General features: G+C 68.5%; 5 protein-coding genes. All 5 read right to left on the bottom strand.

Annotation, left to right across the window (positions count from 1 at the left end; translation table 11 throughout):
- Nucleotides 1–1,342: plasmid replication protein RepC (repC, locus tag IAI59_RS21575; protein ID WP_207443962.1), on the bottom strand; the 1,342-nt coding region annotated here is incomplete at its 3' end.
- Between the two features lie 189 nt (nt 1,343–1,531).
- Entirely contained in the window at nt 1,532–2,401 is an 870-nt protein-coding gene (locus IAI59_RS21570) for a replication initiator protein A (protein WP_207415218.1), read from the bottom strand.
- A gap of 674 nt (nt 2,402–3,075) precedes the next feature.
- Entirely contained in the window at nt 3,076–4,056 is a 981-nt protein-coding gene (locus IAI59_RS21565; RefSeq protein ID WP_207415219.1) for a Bug family tripartite tricarboxylate transporter substrate binding protein, read from the bottom strand.
- A 55-nt stretch (nt 4,057–4,111) separates the two neighbouring features.
- Complete coding sequence (gene leuD / locus IAI59_RS21560; protein WP_207415220.1) at nt 4,112–4,720, bottom strand: 3-isopropylmalate dehydratase small subunit; 609 nt, start codon at nt 4,718–4,720, stop codon at nt 4,112–4,114.
- Complete coding sequence (leuC, locus tag IAI59_RS21555; protein ID WP_207415221.1) at nt 4,720–6,138, bottom strand: 3-isopropylmalate dehydratase large subunit; 1,419 nt, start codon at nt 6,136–6,138, stop codon at nt 4,720–4,722. The genes leuD and leuC overlap by 1 nt, the downstream gene beginning before the upstream one ends.
- Nucleotides 6,139–6,204 lie beyond the last annotated feature (66 nt).

The following is a 6,204-nucleotide window of genomic DNA, read 5'->3' as shown; positions in this document are numbered from 1 at the left end:
CATGCAACATACTCGCAGATGCGGATGAGGAGGCCTTTGGCGGTAGGTATCGCATTTCTGCCGTCCTTCCCGCAACCGTGCTGGCGGAGGACCGCTGGTTGACGGCCGTCAACCAGCCCCCATGGGCACTTCCTGCCGCGTCCCTGAGCCCGTGGATGCTGCGGTCCAGGTTCAACTCGCCCCGCGAAGCCCGGCGCAGCATGCCGCGTAGATATCCGCCCGGGCCCGCGGTATGAAAATGGCTGTCTGGCTTGGTCGAGATCACCGCGATGGCGATGGCCGCCGGCCGGCGGCCAAGCAGCCCACATGCCTCGCCATAAAGCGAGGAAGAAATGCCCAGTTGCCGTGCCACAATTGTTGCAGCTTGGCCAATTTCGGGCCATGCCGGCCGCCCTGGCGGCATGCAGGCGCGAAGCCGTGGAGCCAAATGCATCAGCTCTCCTGGCGAGATCCTGGCTTCGCCTTCAGCCATCGCCTCGTTTCCCGAAGGAGAAGGGGGTTCAGACGGCGCCTCCTCCCGAGCCGCTACAAGTTCCTTTCTCATTTCAGAACGTTCGTTCGTAGGTAAATTGGACCTGACAGGTGAGTCGGGCGAGCCTGACATATCCGCGTCATTCACAGCCTGTTCCAATGCTGTCCGGGCGTCTGCCGCCATCGCCTGCAGCGTGTCGGTCAAGGCCTGCAGCTTCGGCTGGTCATCCATGCGGCGTAGCGTTGCGCATATCTGACGGGCCTCGGTGCCATAAGTTTCCAGCGTTTCGACCACCAGGCCACGGCTGGCGGCAAGGGCCTGGAGCTGCGCGATGAATTGGCGGGCCGCCGAGGCACGGCGGCGCAGTTCATGGCAGTGCCGCCGGTGCTCCGCGCCCGCGTCTGCGACCTGAACGAAGTCAGCATGGCGCGCCGCCATGGGGCGCAAGCTGATTCCCCAGGCCCAAACGATCCTGCCATCCCGCCGCATGCCGCGACGCCTGCGGTCGCTGCTGTCGCGCATGACGACGAGCCCCGCCTCGATCGCCGAGGAAAGCAGGCGGCTGACATGCCGCTCACTGCAAGCCAGGGTATGCGCCAGCTCTTCGTTGCTCGGCCAAACGACGGGGTCGCACTCGGCCGCCCAGTCTTGCGGTTGGGTCCAGCGGAACAGCGCTTCCATCAGGGGCAGCAGCCGGGTCTGGCCGAGATAGGGAGCGGCGCGGCGCATGGCGGCGAGCAGCTGGTTGGGATGCCGGATACCGTCCGGCAGCGCCGGCGCTTGGTCCGCGAGTCGCGCCGCAGCCAGATGGCCAGTGGTCAGCTTGCGCAGCCCACACCCCGTCCGCCGCGGAAAACCTTGAGTTTCCACGTTGCCCATTCCTTTGGCGAAGATGGACCGGAGTGGGCAAGCACCAGCATCAGCGGCGAAATGGCTTTCGCGCTTGACCTAGCCCGCGATCGGATCCTAGGAATGAGTGTTCAGGGCATTCCAAAGGCCAATCGCGGCCATTCCGGTATGTTCAGCAAGCCCCGCTTTGCAGAGCGGGGTTTTGCGTATTCAGGCTTCCGGATCCGTGCGCGCCTCCTCTCGGTGATCAGGGGACTGATCCGTCGCCGGATGTACCAGGCGGCGGGGCAGGGGGGGGCTGGACCGGGCGGTGAAGGTCACGATCGTGCCCTCGTAGCCTGGGCGCCCGCGCCGCAGCACTTCGGCGGCGGGGCGATGCAGCCCGATGTCAAACTCGATCAAGCGGCGGTTCTGCTCCAGTTCCGTCAGGAACTGGCCGAAGTGCCGCATCAGCCCGCGCGTGCCGACACGCGCATGCAGGTCCTCGATCCCGATGGACCAGCCCGCCTCGTCCACGTCCTCGGATTTGGCGATCTCGTAAAGGCGGCGTTCCAGCGGGGCGAGGTCGAAATACTCGTCCGCGAAGGTCAGCAGCCGGGTATCGTTCAGGATGCCGCGGTACAGCCAGGAGCACAGCGTGACCGACACGCTGACCAGCTCCTTCTCCTTGCGGGCATTGCGGCGGTAGCGGGTGTTCACCGCGTCGATCCAGGAGAAGACGCCGTCCGTACCTTCGCCGGCCATCTCGATGTTGGTACGGACCTGGGTGCCCTGCAGGCGCTGCAGCATCTGCAGCAGCCGGTCATAGGCCTTGCCCGCGGTATCCCGCCCGGCGACGCGGAAGAAGTCGTGCGCCGTGAACGTGAATTCGCGATCGGGCTTGGGATCGTCGGGGCGCAGCTCGCCGCGTCGGAGCTTCTCCGCCATCAGCGAGGCGATGTAGAGGATGAGGTCCTTGTCATAGATGGTGGCGATACCGGACGGGCCTGGCGCCACCTCGATCCGCACCTGGCCATCGTCGTAACGCAGCACCTCGCGCGTCGCAGCGGTCTTGCCCAGATGAAAGAATGGGTAGGCCATGACGCTGCGCTGGCCCCGCACGCGGCCATGCAGCGGACTGTCAAACAGGTCCGGGGTCGCGTCCCGGCCACGGCGCGCGCGCGCAGGAGGAGCGACCTTGCCACGTGGCTGCGGTGGTGGGGTGGGGCCATCCTGGAGCGGCGTGTCGCCGTCCGGCTGGGGGTGAGAGGGGCGTCGCATGGCGCGCAAGGATGTGTCTGACCTGTTTCAACGCCCAGCATGCACACCCTGGCCCAGGCTGCGAGGGACTTGGTTCGGGGTTTCGCCTCCGAAAGTGGCCTGGAGTTGCGGATTTAGTGCTCCGCAGCGACCTGAACCGCATTTGAGCGGAGGAGCGCACGTGGCCCCGTTCGGGGTATCGCCTCCGAAAGTCCCGTCGGAAAGCGAGTCGCTCCGACTCGCAGGCGGGGTACCCATCGCGCTTTAGCTCGGTAAGTGCGATTTCCCTGCCGCGGCCGGCCTGGCAGCGTTGCTGGCCTGGGATGGGCTCGCCCGACCATGGCACCGGCGTCATCGCCGCCACGGCGGCGCAGGACCAAGCCGCCTTCAGCAGCGGGGTTCGGGGTTTCGCCTCCGATAATCCAACGCGGCGTGGAAAGCGACGGAGCGAGGCAAACCATCTCAGTTGAAAGCAGGAATATATTCCTATGAATGGATTTTGGTGCCGATTGGCCTCAGTCGGCCTGCGCGCCGGAAGCCTTGACCACCGGCGCCCAGCGCTTGGCTTCCTCGCCCACGAACCGGGTATAGTCCGCAGGCCCCATGTCGCCCGGCTCGCTGCCCAGCTCCGCCAGCCGTGCCCGCAGGGCTGGCGCGGCGAGCACCTTGCTGATGGCGCTGGCCAGGCGATCGCGGATGCCCGGCTCCAGCCCCGCCGGGGCGGACAGGCCGTACCAGGGCAGGTTGATCAGGTCGATGCCGGCTTCGCGGAAGGTCGGTACCTCCGGCACCAGGGGCGAGCGCTCCGGCCCACTGACCGCCAGGGCGCGCACGGCGCCGCCGCGCAGATGCGGCAGGGCGGAGGGCAGGGTGTCCGACATCATGGGCACCGTGCCGGCGATCACGTCGGTCATGGCCGGCCCGCCGCCACGATAGGGCACGTGGTTCAGCTTGGCGCCGGTCAGTTCCGCGAAGCGTACCAGCAGCAGGTGGTTGGAGGAGCCGGTCCCGGATGACGCCATGTCCAGCCCGCCCGGGGCCTGCTGCGACAGTCGCACCACGTCTGCCAGGCTGTGGGCAGGGAAGGCCGGGTTGACGACCAGGATGGTGGGCGTGGTGACCAGCAGCGCGACGTGGGTGAAGTCGCGCACCGGGTCGTAAGGCAGGTTGCGGAACAGCGTGGCGGCGATGGCGTGGCTGGCGATGTTGGACAGCAGCAGCGTGTAGCCGTCCGGCCGTGACTGCGACACCATGAGGCTGCCGATGGTGGCCGTGGCGCCGCCGCGATTCTCGATCACCACGGGCTGGCCAAGTTCCTGCCCCAGTGCATTGCCGACCAGGCGGCCGATGACGTCGGTGGAGCCGCCGGGCGGGTAGGGTATCACGAAGCGGACCGGGCGGTCCGGCCAGGGGGCCTGGGCTCGCGCCACACGTGGCGCGGCGAGGCCCGCTAGCAGCAGCGCGGGCAGGGCCCGGCGGGGCGGGTGGAAGGGCATGGGCACGTCCTCCTGTTCCGGCTTTCTTGGCGCCGGTTGTGCGGGTGGGCGGGTGTTATCTGGGCGGCATGACCCAAGGTCGGCGCTCGCTGTCGGCTTGCGCGAAGCTGTCGATCGTGGCGGCGTGGCTCAGCGTCAGGTCAATGTCGCTCCATCCGTTCAGCAGCTTGGTGCGCCACACCGGGTCCACCGCGAAGCCGAAGGTCTGGCCGCCGGCTTCGAGCTGACAGGCTTCCAGGTTCACGGTCATGCTGTCGCCGCCCTGGTCCAGCCAGCTCAGCAGCGCCTCGGCTTCGTCCTCACCGATCCGCGCGGGCAGCAGGCCGTTGTTCACGGCGTTGGACGAGAAGATGTCGCCGAAGGAAGGTGCCAGCACGCAGCGGATGCCGTGGTCCACTAGGGCGTAGACCGCCGCCTCGCGCGAGGAGCCGCTGCCGAAGTTGCGCCGCGCCACCAGAATGCGGCTGCCCTGGCGTTCGGGGCGGTTGAGTGGGAAGTCGGCGCGCGGCGTATCGCCGTCGAAGCGCAGATCGCGCAAAAGAAAGTCGCCGTAGCCGGCCGAGCGCGGCCGTTTCATGAAGCGCGCCGGAATGAGCTGGTCGGTATCCACATTGGCCAGCGGCAGTGGGCAGGCGCGGGCGGACAGGATGCGCAGCGGTTCCATCACAGGCGCCCTTCCAGAAGCGGCCGTACGTCGGTCAGGTGGCCGCACACGGCGGCGGCGGCCGTCATGGCCGGCGACATCAGGTGGGTGCGCGAGCCCGGCCCCTGCCGCCCGCGGAAGTTGCGGTTGGTGGTGGACGCGCAGCGCTCGCCCGGCGGCACCAGGTCGCCGTTCATGCCGACGCACATGGAGCAGCCGGACTCCACCCATTCCAGCCCGGCGTCGCGGAAGATGCGGTCCAGTCCTTCCTGTTCCGCCTGATGCTTCACGAGCGTGGAGCCGGGCGACACCATGCCCGGCACCAGCGAACGGCGCCCGGCCAGCACGGCAGCGGCGGCGCGCAGATCCTCGATCCGGCTGTTGGTGCAGGAGCCGATGAACACGCGGTCGATGCGGATGTCGGAAATCTTCTGCCCCGCTTGCAGACCCATGTAGTCCAGCCCGTCCCGGATCTGCGCGGCATGGGATTCGTCGCGCGCCGCCGCCGGGTCGGGCAGGGTGGCGGTGACGGGCAAGGCGTCCTCAGGGCTGACGCCCCAGGTGACGACCGGCGCGATGGCGGCGGCGTCCAGCCGCACCTCACGGTCGAAGGCGGCGTCCGGGTCGCTGGCCAGGCTCAGCCAATGCGCGGCGGCGCGGTCGAACTCCGCGCCGGCGGGAGCGAAGGGGCGGCCGCGGAGGTAGCGCAGGGTGGTCTCGTCCGGTGCCACCATGCCGCAGCGCGCGCCGCTCTCGATGGCCAGGTTGCACAGCGTCAGCCGGCCTTCCATGGACAGCGCCCGCACGGCGCTGCCGGCGTATTCCACCGCGTGGCCCTGCGCGCCGTCCGCGCCGATGGCGGCGATGATGGACAGCGCGATATCCTTGGCGCCGATGCCCGGCGCCAGCGTGCCATCCATCACGATCTGCATGCGCTTCGGCCGGCGCTGCCACAGCGTCTGCGTCATCAGCACATGCGCCACCTCGGAGGCGCCGATGCCGAAGGCCAGCGCGCCGAAGGCGCCGTGGGTGGAGGTGTGGCTGTCGCCGCAGACGATGGTCAGCCCCGGCAGGGTCAGCCCCTGTTCCGGCCCCACCACGTGCACGATGCCCTGGCCCGGGCTGTCCAGCCCGAACAGCCGCAGCCCGTGCTTGGCGGCGTTGTCGGACAGCTGGTCCACCATCAGGCGGATGCCGGGGTCCGCGATGGGGCCGCCCCGGCCGTGCGTCGGCACGTAGTGGTCCGCCACGCCGATGTTCAGCGCCGGACGCGCCACCCTGGCATCCCGCGCGCGGAGCTGCGCGAAGGCATGATGCGAGCCCTCATGAAAGAAGTGGCGGTCGATCCAGAGCAGGCTTTGCCCGTCTTCCCGCGTCAGGATGACGTGCTCGTCCCACACCTTGTCGAACAGCGTGCGCGGCGCGGCGGTGCCCGGCATGCGCGTTTCCCCTTCACGTTGCTGAAGCCTTGTTGCGCTGACGATAGACCCGCAAAAAGCGTTGAC

Origin of the sequence: Roseomonas haemaphysalidis (assembly GCF_017355405.1) — a bacterium.
GTDB classification, from domain to species: domain Bacteria; phylum Pseudomonadota; class Alphaproteobacteria; order Acetobacterales; family Acetobacteraceae; genus Pseudoroseomonas; species Pseudoroseomonas haemaphysalidis.
Note: the sequence above shows the minus strand (reverse complement) of the source record. Positions and strands in the feature narration are given on the sequence as shown.

Bases quoted from the DNA above. Each gene is read 5' to 3' on its own strand.
- leuC (WP_207415221.1), bottom strand. From the start codon at position 6,138: ATGCCGGGCACCGCCGCGCCGCGCACGCTGTTCGACAAGGTGTGGGAC.
- IAI59_RS21565 (WP_207415219.1), bottom strand. From the start codon at position 4,056: ATGCCCTTCCACCCGCCCCGCCGGGCCCTGCCCGCGCTGCTGCTAGCG.
- IAI59_RS21570 (WP_207415218.1), bottom strand. From the start codon at position 2,401: ATGGCCTACCCATTCTTTCATCTGGGCAAGACCGCTGCGACGCGCGAG.
- leuD (WP_207415220.1), bottom strand. From the start codon at position 4,720: ATGGAACCGCTGCGCATCCTGTCCGCCCGCGCCTGCCCACTGCCGCTG.